At 74.3% G+C, this 19,487-nt stretch carries 14 protein-coding genes; 7 read left to right on the top strand and 7 right to left on the bottom strand.

All coding sequences use genetic code 11. The annotated features are described in order from the left end of the window. The 6 genes from IE321_RS35840 to IE321_RS35815 form a co-directional block, all read left to right on the top strand. Positions 1 to 1,673, top strand: a 1,673-nt coding sequence (locus IE321_RS35840; protein WP_190225988.1) for a MinD/ParA family ATP-binding protein, incomplete at its 5' end; no start/stop codon positions are given. A 198-nt stretch (positions 1,674 to 1,871) separates the two neighbouring features. Beyond that, positions 1,872 to 3,722 carry an ABC transporter substrate-binding protein gene (locus tag IE321_RS35835; RefSeq protein ID WP_190225989.1) on the top strand — a complete coding sequence of 617 codons (1,851 nt, stop codon included), beginning with the start codon at positions 1,872 to 1,874 and terminating at the stop codon, positions 3,720 to 3,722. A gap of 2 nt (positions 3,723 to 3,724) precedes the next feature. Next, positions 3,725 to 4,786: an ABC transporter permease gene (locus tag IE321_RS35830; protein ID WP_190225987.1), complete on the top strand. Its 1,062-nt coding sequence runs from the start codon at positions 3,725 to 3,727 to the stop codon at positions 4,784 to 4,786. Next, a complete protein-coding gene (locus IE321_RS35825) occupies positions 4,783 to 5,667 on the top strand; it encodes an ABC transporter permease (RefSeq protein WP_043230201.1) in 885 nt (294 codons plus the stop codon). The genes IE321_RS35830 and IE321_RS35825 overlap by 4 nt, the downstream gene beginning before the upstream one ends. After that, positions 5,613 to 6,632 (top strand): ABC transporter ATP-binding protein, encoded by a 1,020-nt coding sequence (locus tag IE321_RS35820; protein WP_051842719.1) that lies wholly within the window; start codon positions 5,613 to 5,615, stop codon positions 6,630 to 6,632. Before IE321_RS35825 ends, IE321_RS35820 begins: the two co-directional genes overlap by 55 nt. Further along, the gene (locus tag IE321_RS35815; protein ID WP_190225985.1) at positions 6,629 to 7,621 is read left to right on the top strand and encodes an ABC transporter ATP-binding protein; all 993 of its coding nucleotides are present in this window, start codon (positions 6,629 to 6,631) and stop codon (positions 7,619 to 7,621) included. The genes IE321_RS35820 and IE321_RS35815 overlap by 4 nt, the downstream gene beginning before the upstream one ends. Positions 7,622 to 7,830: 209 nt before the next feature. Here IE321_RS35815 and IE321_RS35810 read toward each other — a convergent pair whose 3' ends face one another. Next, positions 7,831 to 8,961: a type III polyketide synthase gene (locus IE321_RS35810; protein ID WP_190225984.1), complete on the bottom strand. Its 1,131-nt coding sequence runs from the start codon at positions 8,959 to 8,961 to the stop codon at positions 7,831 to 7,833. A 190-nt stretch (positions 8,962 to 9,151) separates the two neighbouring features. Here IE321_RS35810 and IE321_RS35805 point away from each other — a divergent pair, with 190 nt between their 5' ends. Then, positions 9,152 to 10,417 carry a cytochrome P450 gene (locus IE321_RS35805; RefSeq protein ID WP_079022435.1) on the top strand — a complete coding sequence of 422 codons (1,266 nt, stop codon included), beginning with the start codon at positions 9,152 to 9,154 and terminating at the stop codon, positions 10,415 to 10,417. Between the two features lie 3 nt (positions 10,418 to 10,420). Here the strand turns inward: IE321_RS35805 and IE321_RS35800 are convergent, their stop codons facing one another. From IE321_RS35800 to infB, 6 genes are all read right to left on the bottom strand, one after another. After that, positions 10,421 to 11,380, bottom strand: coding sequence for a bifunctional riboflavin kinase/FAD synthetase (locus IE321_RS35800; protein WP_190225983.1), 960 nt, complete (start codon positions 11,378 to 11,380; stop codon positions 10,421 to 10,423). Between the two features lie 50 nt (positions 11,381 to 11,430). Beyond that, the gene (locus tag IE321_RS35795; protein ID WP_229916696.1) at positions 11,431 to 14,814 is read right to left on the bottom strand and encodes a S1 family peptidase; all 3,384 of its coding nucleotides are present in this window, start codon (positions 14,812 to 14,814) and stop codon (positions 11,431 to 11,433) included. A 176-nt stretch (positions 14,815 to 14,990) separates the two neighbouring features. Next, the gene (gene truB / locus IE321_RS35790; RefSeq protein WP_043230196.1) at positions 14,991 to 15,890 is read right to left on the bottom strand and encodes a tRNA pseudouridine(55) synthase TruB; all 900 of its coding nucleotides are present in this window, start codon (positions 15,888 to 15,890) and stop codon (positions 14,991 to 14,993) included. Then, entirely contained in the window at positions 15,887 to 16,327 is a 441-nt protein-coding gene (rbfA, locus tag IE321_RS35785; protein WP_043230195.1) for a 30S ribosome-binding factor RbfA, read from the bottom strand. The genes truB and rbfA overlap by 4 nt, the downstream gene beginning before the upstream one ends. Before the next feature lie 27 nt (positions 16,328 to 16,354). Continuing rightward, on the bottom strand, positions 16,355 to 16,648 hold the full coding sequence (locus IE321_RS35780; protein WP_031008504.1) for a DUF503 domain-containing protein: 294 nt from the start codon (positions 16,646 to 16,648) through the stop codon (positions 16,355 to 16,357). A gap of 138 nt (positions 16,649 to 16,786) precedes the next feature. Continuing rightward, a partial coding sequence (infB, locus tag IE321_RS35775) for a translation initiation factor IF-2 (RefSeq protein ID WP_190225982.1) occupies positions 16,787 to 19,487 on the bottom strand: 2,701 nt, incomplete at its 5' end.

Genomic DNA, 19,487 nt, shown 5'->3' with positions numbered 1-19,487 from the left:
AGCCGCCGGCGCCGCAGCCCGCCGGGGACCAGCCGCCCGCCGGCTACGGTCTCCCGCCGCAGGCTCCGGTGCCGGGCGGGTACGGCTACCCGCAGGGCCCCGGCGCGCCCGGCGAGGTGCCTCCGCAGGGGCCGGAGGGGTACGGGTACCCGCCGGGCGCGGTCGACCCGCGGACCGGGGCGGCCTGGCCGCAGTCGGTCACGCACGACCAGCGCGAGCGGTCCGTGCCGGGTGCCCCGCTCGGCTACACGGCGGCCGTCGAGCTCTCCTCCGACCGACTGCTGCGCAACAACAAGCAGAAGCCGAAGTCGAGCCGGAACCCCGGCTCCGCCTCCCGCTTCAAGCTGGGCGGCAAGAAGGAGGAGCAGGAGCGGCAGCGGAAGCTCGACCTGATCCGCACGCCGGTGCTCTCCTGCTACCGGATCGCGGTCATCTCGCTCAAGGGCGGCGTCGGCAAGACCACGACGACCACCGCGCTCGGCGCGACCCTGGCGACCGAGCGGCAGGACAAGATCCTGGCGATCGACGCCAACCCGGACGCCGGCACGCTCGGCCGCCGGGTGCGGCGCGAGACCGGGGCGACCATCCGCGACCTGGTGCAGGCGATCCCGTACCTCAACTCGTACATGGACATCCGCCGGTTCACCTCGCAGGCGCCGTCCGGCCTGGAGATCATCGCCAACGACGTGGACCCGGCCGTCTCGACGACCTTCAACGACGAGGACTACCGGCGGGCGATCGACGTCCTCGGCAAGCAGTACCCGGTCATCCTGACCGACTCCGGCACCGGTCTGCTCTACAGCGCCATGCGCGGGGTGCTCGACCTCGCCGACCAGCTGATCATCATCTCCACGCCCTCCGTGGACGGCGCCTCCAGCGCCTCGACGACGCTGGACTGGCTGTCGGCGCACGGCTACGCGGATCTGGTACAGCGCTCGATCACGGTCATCTCGGGGGTCCGCGAGACCGGCAAGATGATCAAGGTCGAGGACATCGTGCAGCACTTCCGCACGCGCTGCCGCGGGGTCATCGTGGTGCCCTTCGACGAGCACCTGTCGGCCGGTGCCGAGGTGGACCTCGACATGATGCGGCCCAAGACCCGGGAGGCGTACTTCGACCTCTCGGCGATGGTGGCCGAGGACTTCGCGCGGGCACAGCAGGCGCAGGGCCTGTGGACCGGCGACGGCCAGGGCGGCCTGCCGCCGCACATGGCCCCGCCGATGCCGGGTCAGTACGCCCCCGGTCAGCCGGTTCCCGGTCAGCCGATGCCGGGCCAGCCGTACGGCGCTCCGCCCGCGCCGGGTCAGCCGTACGCCGGCCAGCCGGCGCCGGGGCAGCCGATGCCCGGGCAGTACGCACCCGGACAGCCGCCGGTCCCGGGGCAGCCAGGGCAGCCGTACCCGCCGCAGGCGCAGCCGTACCCGCAGCCGGGTCAGCCGCCGGTGCCGGGTCAGCCCGGGCAGCCGATGCCGGGGCAAGCCGGATATCCCGGGCAGCCGTACGGCCGGCAGCCCTACCCGCAGGCGGCGACTTCCGGCCAGCCCGGGCAGCCGGGACAGCCTCCGCAGCCGTACGGTCAGCCGCCCGCCGCGGGTCAGCCGTTCGGGCAGCCGCTGCCTCCGCAGGCGCCGCCGCAGGCTCCCCCGCAGGCGCCGCCAGCCCCTCAGCAGTAAGGCGTCACAGGAGTAGACCAATGAGGCTCTGTACCGGTTCACCGGTACGGAGCCTCCTTGCATTCCCGCAGCCCACGCGGGGTTTGAGTCATCGTTGACGACGGCAGACCACCGCTGATACATCTTCGCTTCACTTGACGTCAGCCCAAGATCCACGACTCCACGACAGCCCCCGACGCGAGGTCACGTCCCATGGTCATGGTCACGAAGGTTCCCTCCCGCCCACTCCCCCGCCGGCCCCGCCGGGCCGCCCGTCTGCTGCTCGCCGCCGGTCTCACCACCGCCTCGCTCGCGACCCTCCCCGCCACCACCGCCGCCGCCGAGGACGACAAGTCCGGCGGCACGACGCTCACGGTGGCCGTCTCGCAGAGCATCGACTCGCTCAGCCCGTTCCTGGCCCAGAAGCTCACCTCGACGAGCATCCACCGGCTGGCCTACGAGTACCTCACCAACTACGACGCGAAGGACGCCAGGACCGTCCCGGCCTTCGCGACCGAGTGGTCCGCCTCGGCGGACAAGCTGACGTGGACGTACAAGATCCGCGAGGACTCCACCTGGTCCGACGGGAAGCCGGCCACCGCCGAGGACGCGGCCTGGACCTTCAACAAGATGATGACCGACCCGAACGCGGCCACCGCCAACGGCAGCTTCACCGCCAACTTCGCCCAGGTCACCGCCCCCGACCCGCGCACCCTCGTCATCCGGCTCAAGAAGCCGCAGGCGACGATGACCGCGCTGGACGTGCCGATCGTGCCGAAGCACGTGTGGGAGAAGGTCGGCGACTTCTCGAAGTTCAACAACGACCAGCAGTTCCCGATCGTCGGCAACGGTCCCTTCGTCATCACCGACTTCAAGGTCGACCAGTACATCAAGCTCAAGCCGAACAAGTCGTTCTGGCGGGGCGCCCCCAAGTTCGACGAGCTGGTCTTCAAGTACTACAAGGACGGGGACGCGGCCGTCGCCGCCCTCCAGAAGGGCGAGGTGTCCTTCGTCCCGAACCTGACGCCCGCCCAGGCGGCGGCGCTGAAGACGCAGAAGGACATCAAGGTCAACGACGCCCCCGGCCGCCGCTTCTACGCGCTCGCCACCAACCCCGGCGCCCGCGCCCAGAACGGCAGGACCTTCGGCAACGGCCACCCGGCCCTCCTCGACCCGGCCGTGCGCAAGGCGCTCTTCCTCTCCGTCGACCGCGCCACCCTCGTCGACAAGGTCTTCCAGGGGCACGCCGTCGAGGGCGAGGGGTACATCCCGCCGCGCTTCGGCTCGTACTTCTGGAAGCCGGAGGACGCCCAGAGGCGCGGCTACGACCCGGCCGCCGCCGCGAAGGCCCTCGACGACGCCGGCTACCGGAAGAACGGCGAGGGGAAGCGGCTCGGCAAGGACGGCAGGCCGCTCGCCTTCCGGATCCTCTGTCACGCCACCGACCCCAACGACAAGGCCGTCGGCAAGTACCTCCAGGAGTGGTGGGGCGGGCTCGGCATCGGCCTGACCGTCGAGTGCCTGGACAGCGTCTCCGACCCCTGGGTCAAGGGCGACTACGACCTCGCCTTCGACGGCTGGTCCGTCAACCCCGACCCGGACTACGTCCTGTCCATCCACACCTGCGGCACCCTCCCGGCCACCCCGAAGGACACCGGGGCCACCGACAACTTCATCTGCGACAAGGAGTTCGACACCCTCTACGCCCAGCAGGCGGTGGAGTACGACACCGCCAAGCGGGCGGACCTGGTCAAGCGGATGCAGTCCCGGCTGTACGACACGGGGTACATGAACGTCATGGCCTACCCGAACGCCCTGGAGGCGTACCGCACCGACCAGATCGCGTCGATCACCACCATGCCCGAGGCCGCGGGCAACCTGTGGGGGCAGGACGGCTACTGGAGCTGGTGGTCGGCCGTGCCGGCCGCCTCCGCGTCCGGGTCGGAGGAGGGCTCCGGCTCCTCCTCGACCGGCATCCTGATCGGCGTCGGGGCGGCCGTGGTCGTCGTCGCCGGCGGGCTCGTGCTCCTCCGGACCCGCCGGCGCGCCACCGCCGACGACCGCGAGTAGCGATGACGACGGCAAGCACCCCCGCCGGCGTGGCGCGGGCCGAGGAGGCCCGCGCCACGGACGGCGCACCCCGCACCGGCGTCGCCTCCGGCTACCTCCGCCACGCGGCGGGGAAGCTGGGCGGCGCGCTCGTCTCGCTCTTCGCCGTGCTGGTCACCAGCTTCTTCCTCTTCCGGATCATCCCCGGTGACCCGGTGAAGGCGATGACCCACGGCGCCCCCACCTCGGCCGAACAACTGGCCACCCTGCGACGCCAGTTCGGCCTCGACCTGCCGCTGTGGCAGCAGTTCACCGACTACTGCGCCAAGGCGCTCACCGGCGACCTCGGCACCTCCTTCCAGTTCCGCGCCCCGGTCGGCGACCTGATCGCGGCGAAGCTGCCCGCGACGCTGCTGCTCACCGGGGTCGCCGTGGTGCTCTACTCGGCCCTCGGGCTGTGGCTCGGCACCCGCTCGGCGTGGCGGCACGGCGGCCTCGGCGACCGGGTGAACACCGGCCTCGCGCTCACCCTGTGGTCGGTGCCGTCGTTCTGGCTCGGACTGCTGCTCATCATCGTCTTCTCGGTGGGCATGGGCCCGGTCCCCGGCCTCTTCCCGACCGGCGGCATGGAGTCCGGCACCGGCGAGACCGGCTTCGCGTACGTCCTCGACGTCGCCCACCACCTGGTCCTGCCGGTGGTGACGCTGGTCGCGGTCGGCTACGCCCAGACGCTCCTGGTCATGCGCTCCTCGCTCCTCGACGAGATGGGCGGCGACTACCTGACCACGGCCCGGGCGAAGGGCCTCAAGGACGACGACGTGCGGCGCCGGCACGCGGTGCCCAACGCGCTGCTGCCCACCGTCACCATGGTCTTCATCAACCTGGGCCATGTGGCGGCCGGTTCGATCCTGGTGGAGACGGTGTTCTCCTGGCCGGGCCTCGGCGGCCTCTTCTACCAGGCCCTCAGCGTGCCCGACCTGCCGCTCGTCCAGGGCCTGTTCGTGGTCTTCGCCGGAGCGATGATCCTGGCCAACCTCCTCGCCGACCTGCTCTATCCGCTGCTCGATCCCCGGGTGGGCCGATGACCTCTCTCGCATGGGAGCGCCGCAGGGGCTCCGCGACGCGCTTCTGGAAGGCGTACCGGAGCCACCGGGCGGGGCTGTACGGGCTCGCCGGGCTCGCCCTGATCGCGCTGCTCGCGCTCACCGCCCCGTGGACCGTCGGCGCGGACGTCCAGTCGGTGACGAACGCCCCGGGGACGGCCCTGGAGTCCCCCAGCGCCGAGTTCCCGCTCGGCACCGACCAGTTCGGGCGCTCACTGCTCGGGCTGCTGATCTGGGGCTCCCGGATCTCGCTGCTCGTCGGCCTGCTCGCGGCGGTCCTCTCGGTCGCCATCGGCACCCTCGTCGGGGTCCTCGCGGGCCACTACGGCGGCTGGCTCTCCACCGTCGTCATGCGGATCACCGACTGGTTCCTGGTGATGCCTGCCCTGGTCCTGGCGATCGTGCTGGCCACCGTGATGTCCCGCTCGGTGTGGACGGTGGTGCTCGCCATCGGCATCACCTGCTGGCCGACGACCGCCCGGCTGGTGCGGGCGCAGACGATCGCCGTCGAGTCCCGCCCGTACATCGAGCGGGCCACCGCACTGGGCGGCGGCCACGGGCACGTCATGGCCCGGCACGTGCTGCCGAACGTGATGCCGCTGGTCCTGGCGCAGACCACGCTCGGCATCTCCGCCGCGATCCTCACCGAGGCCACCCTGGCCTTCCTGGGGCTCGGCGACCCGACCGTGACCTCCTGGGGCGGCATGCTCCAGGACGCCCGGGAGGCGGGCGCGGTCTCCTCCGGGCACTGGTGGTACCTGGCCCCGCCCGGGATCGCGATCGCGCTGGTCGCGCTCGCCTTCACGCTCTGCGGCCGGGCCGTGGAGTCGGTGCTCAACCCGAGGCTGGGGGTGGGGCGGTGAGCCTCCTGGAGATCAGGGACCTGAGGGTCACGTACGGCTCCGGGGCGGCGGCCGTGCCCGCCGTGCGCGGGGTCGACCTGCGCCTGGAGGCCGGGTCGAAGCTGGGCGTGGCCGGCGAGTCCGGCTGCGGCAAGTCGACGCTGGCGCTGGCCCTGCTGCGGCTGCTGCCGCAGACGGCCCGGCTGGAGGGCGAGATCCTGCTCGACGGCGAGGACGTCCTCACCATGAAGTGGGGGCGGCTGCGGGCGGTCCGCTGGGCGGGCGCCTCGATCGTCTTCCAGGGCGCGATGCACTCGCTGAACGCCGTGCGCCGGATCGGCGACCAGATCGCCGAACCGCTCCTGGTGCACCGGCGGGCCACCCCGGCGGAGGCCCGCAAGCGGGTCGGCGCCCTGCTCGAACAGGTCGGCCTCCCGGCCTCCCGGGCCGCGGGCTATCCGCACGAGCTGTCCGGCGGTCAGCGGCAGCGCGTGATGATCGCGATGGCGCTCGCCTGCGAGCCGCGCCTGATCGTCGCCGACGAGCCGACCACCGCGCTCGACGTGATGATCCAGGCGCAGATCCTGCGGCTGATCGAGCGACTCGTCGCCGAGGAGTCCCTCGGGCTGATGATGATCAGCCACGACCTGGCCGTCCTCGCCGACACCTGCGACCGGCTCGCCGTCATGTACGCGGGCCGGATCGTCGAGGAGGGTCCGGCCGGCGAGGTGTACCGGGCGGCCGCCCACCCCTACGGGCGGGCGCTGTCCTCGGCGTTCCCCCGGATCGGCGACCCGGCCTCGCGGCGGGCGCCGCGCGGCCTGCCCGGCGACCCGCCGGACCCGGCGGCGCTGCCGGACGGCTGTGCCTTCCACCCGCGCTGCCCGGTGGCGGTGGCGGAGTGCGCCGAGGACGACCAGGAACTGCGGGTGGCGGGCGCCGGGCGCCGGGCCGCCTGCCTCCACGTGGGAAGGGAGAGCGGATGACGAGCGGACCGCTGCTCGCCGCGAGCGGCGTGCACGTCACCTTCCCGGGCCGGCGGGGCGCACCGCCCGCCCGGGCCGTCGACGGGGTGGACCTGGAGATCGGAGCGGGCGAGATCGTGGCCCTGGTCGGCGAGTCCGGCTGCGGCAAGACGACCCTGGCGCGGACCCTGCTCGGCCTGGTGAGGCCGGGGGCCGGCGAGGTCTCCTTCGCGGGCGAGCCCCTCGCGTACACCTCCAGGGCGCTCAAGGCGTACCGGCGGCGCGCCCAGCTCGTCCTCCAGGACCCGAGCGGCTCCCTCAACCCCCGGCACACCGTGTACGAGGCGGTCGCCGAGGGGCTGCGGATCCACCGGGCCCACCGGAGCGGGGCGGAGGAGCGCGCGGCGGTGGCGGAGGCGCTGGCCCGGGCCGGGCTGCGGCCGCCCGAGCGGTTCTTCCTGCGCTACCCCCACGAGCTGTCGGGCGGGCAGCGCCAGCGGGTGGTGATCGCCGGGGCGCTCGTCCTGGAGCCCGAACTCATCGTCGCCGACGAGCCGGTGGCCTCCCTGGACGCGTCGGTGCGCGGCGAGATCCTGGCCCTGCTGCTCCGGCTGCGGGACGAACTCGGGCTCTCCGCCCTGGTGGTCACGCACGACCTGGGCCTCGCCTGGAACATCGCGGACCGGGTGGCGGTCATGTACCTGGGGCGGGTGGTGGAGACGGGCCCGGTGGAGTCGGTGCTGACGGCGCCCCGCCATCCGTACACCCGCGCGCTGCTGTCGGTGCTCCCCGAGTCGGAGACGCCCCCGGTGGTGCTGGCCGGCGAACCGCCCGACCCGGCCCGGATCCCGTCCGGCTGCCGCTTCCACGCCCGCTGCCACGTGCTGGCCTCGGGCGAGGCCGCACCGGTCGCCGACCGGTGCCGGACGGAGCCCCTGCCGGTCCTGCGCGCGGGCGGCGGCGAGCGGGGCGTGGCCTGCCACGGGGCGGTGGCCGGGGTCGGCGGCTGACCCCGGTCCGTGCAGGAGACCGCCCGGCGACCCTGGGGGGCGGCGGGTCGCCGGGCGGTGGTACGGGGGCGGGCTCAGCCCACGGGCTTCGCCGCGTCGGGTGCCGCGGCGGCGGGGCGACGGGGTGGGGGGCACGCGGCTCTCCTCGGCGGGTGCGGGGTGCGGGCCCCGCCGGGCGGGGAGGACGGGACTGCGGGGGCGGAGCGGGGTCAGGCCTTGCTGCGGGCGGGCTGGAAGCGCGGCGAGTGGCCGACGATCCGGCGGGCGCCCAGCGGCGGTTCCACCGGGTGGGCGGCGGTGGTCCAGCGGCCCAGGCACATCTCGGCGGTGATGCCGGGGCCGAAGCCGGCGAGGATGCCGCGGGCGCCCTCCGGCGCGCCGCCCTCGTCGAAGAGCCGCCGGACCGCGTCGAGGACGACGGCGCTGGCGATGTTGCCGTACTCCGTGAGCGTCGCCCGGCTGAACCGGAAGGCGTCCGGGGGCACTTCGAGGAAGCGGCTGAGGTCGTCGAGGATCCGCGGGCCGCCCGCGTGGATGATGTAGAAGTCGAGCTCCCCGGCGTCCCAGCCGTGGGCCCCGGCGACCTCGCGGAGCGCGGGCGCCAGCGGCTCCATGGTGGTGGGGACCCGCTTGTCGAGGAGGAAGTGGAAGCCGGTCTCGCGGACGCTGTAGGCGATCCAGTCCTCGGTGTCGGGCACCAGGTGGGAGTGGTTGCGCTCCAGGGCGATGCCGGTGCCGCCCCGGCCGCGGACCACGGCGGCGGCGACCGCGTCGCCGAAGAGGCCGTTGGAGAGCAGCGAGCCGACGCCGAGGTCGGTGGGCTGGTAGCAGAGCGAGCAGAACTCGCAGGCCACGATGAGGACGTTGGCGTCCGGGTAGGCGGTGCAGAAGTCGTGCGCCCGGTTGATCGCGGCTCCGCCGGCCGCGCAGCCGAGCTGGGCGATGGGCACCTGCCGGGTGTAGCTGGGGAAGCCCATGCTGTTGATCATCCAGGCGGTGAGCGAGGGCATCATGAAGCCCGTGCACGACACGTAGACGATCATGTCGATGTCCGCCGCGCGCAGTCCCGCGTGGCCGAGGGCCTCCTCGACGACGGCGGGCACCCGGGCCTTCGCCTCGGCCTCGTACAGCTCGTTGCGTTCCTGGAAGCCGGGGTGCTCCAGGGTCTTCTCGATGGGCTGCACGATGTGCCGCCTGGCGACCCCGGTGTTGCCGATCAGGCGCAGGGCCAGGGGCAGTTGGGGATGTCCGGCATGGTGCTTCCGGGCGAGGTCGAGCGTCTCCTCCATCGTGATCACGTGCTCCGGCACGGACACAGCGGGCTTGCACAGGGTCACCACGACACTCGCTCCTTCGTCTCGATCGCGTGAACTGCCGCCCACACTCGCCCGGTGATCGGGAGCCCGCAACCGCGAGCGTGAGAGCGCGCCCACGGAGCGTGAGGTGCAGGTGGGGGCCGGGTTCCGCCGTACGAGGGGCTGTCGGCGTCCCGGCGTGTCGCGCCCCTCCCCCACCGGGAACAGCCACCGCATGACCTCCGAACCCCTGACCTCCGCGCCCCCGCCGCCGGGGGACGGCGCCTGCCCGGTGACGGGCGCGCCGGCCGGCGCCGCCCGCACCTGGGCCGTGGACGACCTGCCCGCCCTCGACTTCGACCCGCTCCTGGCCGAGCTGCTGGCGAAGGAGCCGGTCGCCCGGATCAGCCTGCCGTTCGCCGCGGAGAACGAGGCGTGGCTGGTCACCCGGTACGCCGACGTGCGGGCCGTCACCTCCGACCCGCGGTTCAGCCGGACGGCCCTGCTCGACCGGCAGGTCACCAAGATGACCGGCCACATGGTGGCCTCGAAGGCGGCCCTGAACTACGCCGATCCGCCGTACCACACCCGGCTGCGCAAGGCGGTGACCAAGACCTTCACCGGCCGGGGGACGCAGCGGCTGCGGCCCCTCGCCCAGGCGTCCTGCGACCGGCTGCTCGACGCCATGGAGGCGGCGGGCCGGCCCGCCGACCTGATGGCGCACCTGCACGGGCCGCTGCCGATGGCGGTCGTCTGCGACCTGCTCGGCATCCCCGAGGAGGACCGGGCCGAGCTGGCCTCCTGGCCGGACCTGATCCTGTCCTCGGGCCCCGGCCCGGAGAGCAGCCGCGCCGCCAAGGCGCAGATCCACGGCTACGTCACCCGGCTGCTCGACCGGCGCACGGCCGAGCCCCGGGAGGATCTGGCCACGGAGCTGGCCGAGGCGCTGGCGGAGGGCAGGATCGGCGCGGACGAGGCGGTCTCGCTCGCCATGGCGGTCCTGATCAGCGGCGCCCACGCGGTCCGCAACAACAGCGCCAACATGGTGTACGTGCTGCTCACCCGGCCGGACCTGCTCGCCCGGCTGCGGGCGGAGCCGGAGCTGCTGCCGCGGGCGGTGGACGAGCTGCTGCGCTGGATCCCGCACCGCAACGGCGTGGGCCTGCCGCGGATCGCGACCGAGGACGTCGAGGTCGGCGGGGTGGTGATCCGGGCCGGCGAGGCGGTGTACGCCTCCTACCTGACGGCCAACCGGGACCCGGAGGTCTTCGCGGACCCGGACGTCCTCGACTTCGACCGGACCGGGACCGGGCACCTCTCCTTCGGTCACGGGCCGCACCACTGCATGGGCGCGATGCTGACCCGGATGGAGTCCGAGGTGATGCTCGCGACGCTGCTGGCCCGCTACCCGGACCTGCGGCTGGCGGGGCGGCCCGAGGACGTGGTCTTCCAGTCCAAGGGCCTGATCCGCGGCCCGCGGGAGCTGTACGTCACCTGGTGACGGTCACCGCCCCGCGGCGTCGTACTCGGCCGTCAGCGCCCGGCACTTGTCGACGTCGGCGGCCATCGCCACCAGCAGGTCGTCGAGGGTGTCGAACTTGAGCATGCCCCGCACGTAGGCGAGGAAGTCGACGGTCACGTGGAGGCCGTACAGGTCGAGGCCCTCGCGGTCGATCGCGTACGCCTCCACCGTCCGCTCGGTGCCGTCGAACTGCGGGTTGGTGCCGACGGAGATCGCCGCCGGCATCCGCTCGCCGTCCGCGGTCAGCCAGCCGGCGTAGACGCCGTCGGCGGGGATCGCGGTGTGCGGCAGGGTCTCCACGTTGGCCGTGGGGAAGCCCAGTTCGCGGCCGCGCTGCGCGCCGCGCACGACGATGCCCTCGACGCGGTGGGGCCGGCCGAGGATCTCGGCGGCGCCCGTCACGTCGCCCTCGGCGACCAGCCGGCGGGTGAGGGTGGAGGAGAAGGGCTGTCCGCCGCCGGCGGCGCCGCTCACGTACAGGTCGATGACCTCGACCTCGTAGTCGTAGGTGGCGCCCAGCTCGGTGAGGAAGGCGACGTCGCCCGCGGCGCGGTGGCCGAAGCGGAAGTTGGGGCCCTCGATGACGGCCCGGGCGTGCAGCTTGTCGACGAGCACCTTGACGATGAAGTCGGCCGGCGAGAGCTGCGAGAACTCGGCGGTGAACGGCAGGACGAGGACGGCGTCCACGCCCAGCTCCGCCATCAGCTCGGCGCGCCGGTGGTGCGGGGCGAGCAGCGGCGGGTGGCTGCCGGGGCGCACCACCTCGGAGGGGTGCGGGTCGAAGGTCACCACGACGGCGGGGACGCCCAGCTCGCGGGCGCGCTCGACGGCCCGCCCGATGATCAGCTGGTGCCCGCGGTGCACACCGTCGTAGGAGCCGATGGTGACGACGCTGCGCCCCCAGTCCTGGGGGATGTCCTCCAAGCCACGCCAGCGCTGCACTGTGACCGCTCCTCGTCCGCGTGTTCGCCCTGTGCGCCCAATACGCAGGTCTAAGACTGCCATGCCCGCGCCCGTCGGTTCGCATCGGCATGGGCAGTGCCGGGTGCGCGCGGCGCGGGCACGGTCTCCGTGAGCAGCGCGGCGAAGGCCGGGTGGTCGGCGGCGAGGGAGGCGAGCAGCCGGTCCCGGTGGGCGGCGCCGCCGGGGTCGCGGGCGTAGAGGGCGGTGGTACGGGTGAGCAGGGCGCGGTTGCGCGGGGGCGAGCGGCGGGCGGCTCCCTCGGCGGCGGCGGTCAGCAGGGCGTCCGCCACGGTGAGGTCGCCGGGCCCGGCCGCGTACGTCTCGTGGTCGAGGAGGACGTCGAGGAGTTCGGCCCGCAGGTGGCGGGAGGCGCCGCTGCCGGGGGCGGCGAGGACCGGCGCGAAGGCGCGCCGGACGGCGGCGGGCCGGCCGTGGATGAGCCCGACGACCAGCGGGAAGAGCACGGCCCGGGCGGTCGGCCCCTCCTCCAGGCGCAGGTCGGCGTAGTCGGCGGCGTGGGCGGCGCCCTCGGGGTGGCGGGTCACGTACTCCCGGACGAGGGCGGCGATGCGGCGGGTGAGCGCGGGCGTGTCGACGGCGGCGAGGGCCCGCAGCACGCCGGCCGGGTCGCGGCCCTCGTCCAGCCGGTCCCGGAGTGCGTCGAGGACGGCGTCCGGGTCCTGGGCGAGCGCCCCGGCGAGCGCGTCGGCCGGGACCCGGGGGTCGGCGAGGGCGCGGTTCAGGTACGGGCCCCGGGTGTTCGGGTCGCGCAGCAGGATGCCGAGGGCGGCGCCGTGCAGCCGCCGGTCGTCGGCCCGGGCGAGCAGCGCGCCGGCCGCGTAGCGCAGCAGCTCGCGGTCCTGCCCGTCCGGTCCGCGGGCGGCGAGGAGGGTGCCGTAGACGGCGGCGGCGACCCGGCGCTCCGGCCGTCCGTCGTCGTGCGCCCAGCGGTCCACGGCCCGGCAGAGCGCCGTCGGCTCGTCGTCGACGAGCGCGCCGAGCAGGCCCTCGGCGAGCGGGTGGGCGGTGGCGACCAGCGCCTCGCAGAGGTCGTCGACGGCGGGTTCCCGGTGGGTGTGCAGCAGCTCCTGGGCGAGGCCGGCGACGGTGGTGTACGGCCGCGAGGGCAGCGTCCGCCCGTCGGTGAACCAGCGGCAGAGCAGCGGCTGGGTGGCCCGGGGCGCGGCGGCCAGCAGGTCCTCGACGACGGCGAGGTAGCGGGCCGGTCCGGGGGCGCCGGGCGGGTCGGCGGTGACCAGGCGGCGCAGGAGGTCGACCCGCTCGTCCTCGCCGACGGCGAGTTCCCGCCACCAGTCGGGCCCGAAGGCGGCGAAGGCGCCGGACGGGCCGGGGCGGGCTCCGATCCGGTCGGCGAGCCGGCGCAGCACGGCGAGGTGGGGTCGCGGGTCGCCGACTCCGGCGAGGGTCCGCGCGAGCAGGCCGCTCGCCCACCACACCGCGTCCTCGGGCGTCCCGTCCCCGCACCGCGCGAGCGCGTCGACGAGCCGGGCGAGGCGGGGTGCGAGGGCCGCGGGTCCGGCCTCGCGGTGCACCAGGAGCAGGGCCTGGACGACGGTCCCGATCCGGTGCCGGGGCACGGAGGGCCCCTCCGGGCCCGCCGGGTCCGGGTCCTCGTCCCCGGCCGGCTCCGGGTCGTCCCGCGGGGCGGGTCCGGTCCGGTGGTGGACGAGGGCGTCGAGGGCGGTGTCGAGGTCCAGGTGGGCGGCCTGGAGCCAGTCGGCGAGCTCCTCGTGGGCGAAGCGGTAGCCGGAGCCGGCGGGGACGAGCAGTCCCTCGGTGAGGACGGCGGAGGCCCAGCCGTCGCGCCACGGGAAGAGCTCCTCGAAGGAGGTCCGGTCGAGGAGGCCGTGGCCGGGGCCGAGGCAGCGCCGGGCGGCCTCGTGGACCTGCCCGGTGACGCGGGCGGCGAGCCGGCGGACGGCGGAGCCGCCGGGCAGGGGGCGGGTGCCCGCGGCGATCCGCACGGCGGTCCGCAGACACATCAGGTCCAGGTGGGCGGTGAAGATCTCGGCCCGGCCGGGGCGGCCCGGCACGTCGCCGGGGAGCGCGGCCCGCACCTCGGCGAGCAGGCGCAGGGCGAGCGGGTGCCGGGCGTCGGCCGGGTCGAGGTCCCCGGCTCCGAGGCCGTACCCCCGGCGTACGGCTCCGGCCTCGGCCTCGCTGAGGTCGCCGAGCGGCAGGACGGCGGGCGGCGCGCTCCACAGGCCGGCCGCCTGCTCGGCGAGTTCGGGGCGGCAGGCGAGGGCGAGGCGGGCGCCGTGGGCGCGCAGCCAGCGCTCGGTGGCGGCGGTCCAGTCGGCGAGCCGCCGGGCGAGCGGCGGGGGCATCTCCTCGGGGCCGTCGAGGACGACGAGGAGCGGCCGTCCGGCCTCCTGGGCGAGGTCGGCGGCCCGGTCGGCGGTGACGGGGTCGCCCGCGGCCCCGGAGGCGGCGGCGATCCGGGCGGCCTGGTGCAGGAGCCGCCCGACGGCCTCGGCGAGCGAGGTGTCGTCCTCGAGCCGGTCGGCGCCGCGCAGGCGGACGGCGGTGGCGGGCACGGCGCCCCGGGCCCGGACCGCGCAGACCGCGCCGAGCAGGGCGACGGGGCCGCTGCCGGGTTCGCCGACGACGGCGAGGACGGGGAGGGCGGGGCCGTCGCCCTCCCCGGCGGCGAAGCCGCTCAGGGTGCGCAGGGCGGCCGGGCGGGCGACGGGGGCGGGCCAGGGGGACGGGTCGCCGGGCGGGAGCGCGGTGGGCGCGGTGAGTTCGAGGAGGGCGGCGAGGTTGAGGTCGGGGCCGTAGGCGGGGAGGGTGGCGGCGTTGCGGCGCAGGAGGGCGCCGAGGGGGCCGTCCGGGCGGATCGGGACGGCGTGTCCGGCGGCGCGCGGGTCGCCCTGGAGGGCGGTGCCGACGACGCCGAGGACGGTGCCGGTGACGGAGTCGAGGACGGGCCCGCCGGCGGCCGGGCCGCCGAGCCGCAGCGCCTCGGCGCCCTGGGTGCCGATGGCGAGTTCGAGAGCGTCGGCGAGGACGTGGAAGCGGTCGGTGGCGGTGTACGTGACGGCGGCGGGGCCGAGGACGCGGGCCTCGCGCCAGCCGTCGGCGGCGACCCGGACGTAGGTGCCGGGTGCGACGGCGGCGCGGGTGGCGAGCGGCAGCGGGGCGACGCCGAGGCCCTCGGTGCGGATCAGGGCGAGCCCCTGCTCGGGGAGGGGGGTGATCGCCTCGGCCTCGGCGAGCCGGGTCCGCTCGCCGGGGGCGTGCAGGACGACGCGCGTCAGTCCGTCGACGGCCTCGTGGCTGGTGACGAGGGTGCCCTCGTGGTCGGCGAGGAATCCGGTGCCGCGCGGCCGGCCCGCCAGATCGCAGATGCGCACCAGCCCCACCGGCTCCGCCAGGTCCCCGCGTCCCATGGTGTGGAGGGTAGGTGGGCGGCGGTCGGCAGAGCGCGCCGATCGGCGAAGGCGCCCCCTCACACTCCCCCGGTTCACTCCGAGCGCTTCCCCGATGGGGTGAAGAAACGCGAAAGGGCGGGCACGCCGTGCGCACCCGCCCTTTCACTCCGTCCGTCGGCCGGGCCGGAGACGGCTCAGCCGAAGACGGCCAGGCTCTTCGCCTTGCCCCGCTGGTCCTCCACCAGGGCGAGCAGCTTCCCGTCGGGCCCGTAGACCGCGACCGCCCCCTTGGGGTAGTCCGGCATCTCCAGGCGCACGCCGTTGAGCAGCAGCCGGGCCCGCTTCTCGTCGACGTCCCAGCGCGGGAACGCCGCCTCCGCGGCCTCGGCGACCGGCATCACGGTCAGCTCCTCCTGGAGCTGTTCGAGGGTGCGGGCGCTGTCCAGCTTGTACGGGCCGACCCGGGTGCGCCGGAGCGCGGTGAGGTGCCCGCCGACGCCGAGTCCGGCGCCGAGGTCCCGGGCCAGCGCCCGGATGTACGTACCGGAGGAGCAGACCACCGAGACGACCAGGTCGACGACGGGGGTGCCGTCCTCGGCCGTCGCCTCGCGCACGTCGTACACCCGGAAGGAGGAGACGGTGACCGGCCGGGCCGGGATCTCGAACTCCTCGCCGCCGCGCACGCGCGCGTAGGACCGCTTGCCGTCGATCTTGATCGCGGAGACCTTCGACGGCACCTGCATGATGGCGCCGGTCAGCTCCGCGACCCCCGCGTCGATCTGCTCGCGGGTGACCTTCGACGCGTCGACCGACGCCGTGATCTCGCCCTCGGCGTCGTCGGTGATCGTGGTCTGGCCCAGGCGGATGGTGCCCAGGTACTCCTTCTCGGTCAGCGCGAGGTGACCGAGGAGCTTGGTGGCCCGCTCCACGCCGAGGACGAGGACGCCCGTGGCCATGGGGTCGAGCGTGCCGGCGTGGCCGACGCGGCGGGTCTTCGCGATCCCGCGCATCTTGGCGACGACGTCGTGCGAGGTGAAGCCCGACGGCTTGTCGACGATGACGAGGCCGTCGGGCGTCTGGATCTTGTCGCTCATTCGGCGGTGTCGTCCTCGCCCGGCTTCTTGTAGGGGTCCGCCTCGCCCGCGAAGGCGGCGCCCGAGGACGCCTCCCGCACCTGGGCGTCGGAGGCCCGCGCCTTGTCGAGGAGGTCCTCGATGGTCCGGGCGTTCTCCGGGAGGGCGTCGGCCACGAAGGCCAGGGTGGGGGTGAACTTGGTCCCCGCCGCCCGGCCCACGGCCGAACGGAGGATGCCCTTGGCGCTCTCCAGGCCGGCCGCGGCGCTCGCCCGGTCCTCGTCGTCGCCGTAGACCGTGTAGAAGACCGTCGCCTCCCGCAGGTCACCGGTGACGCGGGTGTCCGTGATGGTCACGTGCGTACCCAGGCGCGGGTCCTTGATGCCGCGCTGCAGCTTCTCGGCGACCACCTCCCGGATGAGGTCCGCCAGCTTCTTCGCCCGCGCGTTGTCGGCCACTGGTCCGTCTCCTTCTTTGCCTTGCAATCAGTCTTCATCAGTGTGGAGCCTGCGGCGCACCGACAGCAGCTCCACCTCGGGCCGGGCGGCCACCAGCCGCTCGCAGCGGTCCAGGACGCCGTTGAGGTGTCCGAGGTCCCCGGACACCATCGCGACGCCGATCTCGGCCCGCCGGTGGAGGTTCTGGCCGCTCACCTCCGCCACGCTCACGGAGAACTTCCGCTGGAGCTCGGCGACGATCGGCTTCACGAGGGAGCGTTTCTCCTTGAGCGAATGGACGTCGCCGAGGAGCAGGTCGAAGGACAGAGTCCCCACGTACATGTGTGTCCGGATGTCCCGCCGGTTCGGGGTCAGTGGCCCCGCCCACCGCTGGACGGGAACACCGAAACCGTACACGGAACGGCCGGGGCCGATCGACGGAATAACCTCCGCCGACCGGCCCCGGCACTTCACCGCGTGTTACGCGCGCGGCTTCTCGCGCATCTCGTACGTCGCGATGACGTCGTCGATCTTGATGTCGTTGTAGTTTCCGAGGTTGATACCGCCCTCGAAGCCTTCACGAATCTCGGTGACGTCGTCCTTGAAGCGGCGCAGACCGTGGATGGTGAGGTCCTCGGCGATGACCTTGCCGTCGCGGAGGAGTCGCGCCTTGGTGTTGCGCTTGACCTCGCCCGAGCGGATGAGGACACCGGCGATGTTGCCCAGCTTGGACGAGCGGAAGACCTCGCGGATCTCCGCCGTGCCGAGCTCGACCTCTTCGTACTCCGGCTTGAGGAGGCCCTTGAGCGCCGCCTCGATCTCCTCGATCGCCTGGTAGATGACCGAGTAGTACCGGACGTCGACGCCCTCGCGCTCCGCCATCTGCGCGGCACGGCCGGCCGCACGGACGTTGTAGCCGATGACGATGGCGTCGGAGCCCATGGCCAGGTCGATGTCCGACTCGGTGACCGCACCCACACCGCGGTGCAGGACGCGGATGTCGACCTCTTCGCCGACGTCGAGCTGGAGCAGCGAGGCCTCGAGGGCCTCGACCGCACCGGACGCGTCGCCCTTGATGATGAGGTTGAGTTCCTGGACGAGACCGGCCTTGAGCACCTTGTCGAGGTCCTCCAGGGACACCCGGCGGACGCGCTTGGCGAAGGCGGCGTTGCGCTCACGCGCAGCGCGCTTCTCGGCGATCTGACGGGCCGTACGGTCCTCGTCGACAACGATGAGGTTGTCGCCGGCACCCGGCACGTTGGTGAGACCGAGCACCAGGACGGGAGTCGACGGGGTCGCCTCCTCGACGTTGTTGCCCTTGTCGTCGAGCATCGCCCGGACGCGGCCGTACGCGTCGCCGACCACCACGGTGTCGCCGATGCGCAGCGTTCCGCGCTGGACCAGGACCGTCGAGACGGCACCGCGACCACGGTCGAGGTGCGACTCGATGGCGATGCCCTGCGCGTCCTGGTTCGGGTTGGCCCGCAGGTCGAGCGAGGCGTCGGCCGTGAGGATCACGGCCTCCAGCAGGGAGTCGATGTGCAGACCCTGCTTGGCGGAGATGTCGACGAACATCGTGTCGCCGCCGTACTCCTCGGCCACCAGACCGAACTCGGTCAGCTGACCGCGGACCTTGACCGGGTCCGCGCCCTCGACGTCGATCTTGTTGACCGCGACGACGATCGGGACGCCGGCGGCCTTGGCGTGGTTGAGCGCCTCGATCGTCTGCGGCATGACGCCGTCGTTGGCCGCGACCACGAGGATCGCGATGTCGGTCGACTTCGCACCACGGGCACGCATGGCGGTGAACGCCTCGTGACCCGGGGTGTCGATGAAGGTGATCTTGCGGTCCTCGCCGTTGACCTCGGTGCCCACCTGGTAGGCACCGATGCCCTGCGTGATGCCACCGGCCTCGCCCGCGACGACGTTCGTCTTGCGGATCGCGTCGAGCAGTCGGGTCTTACCGTGGTCGACGTGACCCATGACGGTGACGACCGGCGGACGGGAGACCAGAGCCTCTTCGCCGCCCTCGTCCTCGCCGAACTCGATGTCGAAGGACTCGAGGAGCTCGCGGTCCTCCTCCTCCGGCGAGACGATCTGAACGGTGTAGTTCATCTCCTCGCCGAGCATCGTCAGCGTGTCGTCGGAGACGGACTGCGTGGCCGTGACCATCTCACCGAGGTTCATCATCACCGCGACGAGCGACGCCGGGTTGGCGCCGATCTTCTCGGCGAAGTCGGTGAGGGACGCACCGCGCGACAGGCGAATGGTGTCGCCGTTGCCGCGAGGCAGCATCACGCCGCCCACGGACGGGGCCTGCATGGCCTCGTACTCCTGGCGCCTCTGCCGCTTCGACTTGCGACCGCGACGCGCGGGACCGCCGGGACGACCGAAGGCGCCCTGCGTGCCACCACGGCCACCCGGACCGCCGGGACGGCCACCGAAGCCGCCGGGACGACCGCCGAAGCCGCCGCCACCGCCGCCGGGACCACCCGGACGACCGCCGCCGCCACCACCGGGACCACCGGGACGACCGCCGAGGCCGCCGCCGCCACCGCCGGGACCGGCCGGACGACCGGCGAAGCCCGGACGACCGCCGCCGCCACCACCGGGACCACCGGGACGACCGGCGAAGCCGCCGGGACCACGTCCGCCGGGACCGGGGCGCGGGCCGGCAGCGGGACGCTGCGGCATCATGCCCGGGTTCGGACGGTTACCGCCGGGCGCGCCGCCCGGACGGGGAGCCTGCGGACGCGGCATCCCACCGGGGGTGGGACGGGCGCCGCCCTGACCCTGCGGGCGCGGGGCGCCGCCCGGGCCGCCCTGCGGACGCGGGGCGCCCGGAACGGCACCGGGGCCGCCGGGACGCGGGGCACCGCCACCGGGACGGGGCGTCTGCGGACGCGCCATGCCGGTGGAGCCGCCGGAGGTGAAGGGGTTGTTGCCCGGACGCGGGCCGGCCGGACGCGGGGCGCCCGGACGCGGGGCCTGCTGGCCGGGACGGGGGGCCTGCTGACCACCCGGACGCGGGCCGGACTGGCCCGGACGGGCACCGGCGGCCGGGCGCTGCCCGGACGGGGCACCACCGGGACGCTGACCGGCGGCCGGGGTCGCCGGAGCGGCCGGCGGCGCGGTGAACTCCGGGTTGGTCGGAGCCGGGGCGGCCGGCGCCGGCTTCGGC

The sequence above is a fragment of the Streptomyces hydrogenans genome, from assembly GCF_014656075.1.
Taxonomy (GTDB): domain Bacteria; phylum Actinomycetota; class Actinomycetes; order Streptomycetales; family Streptomycetaceae; genus Streptomyces; species Streptomyces hydrogenans.
Note: the sequence above shows the minus strand (reverse complement) of the source record. Positions and strands in the feature narration are given on the sequence as shown.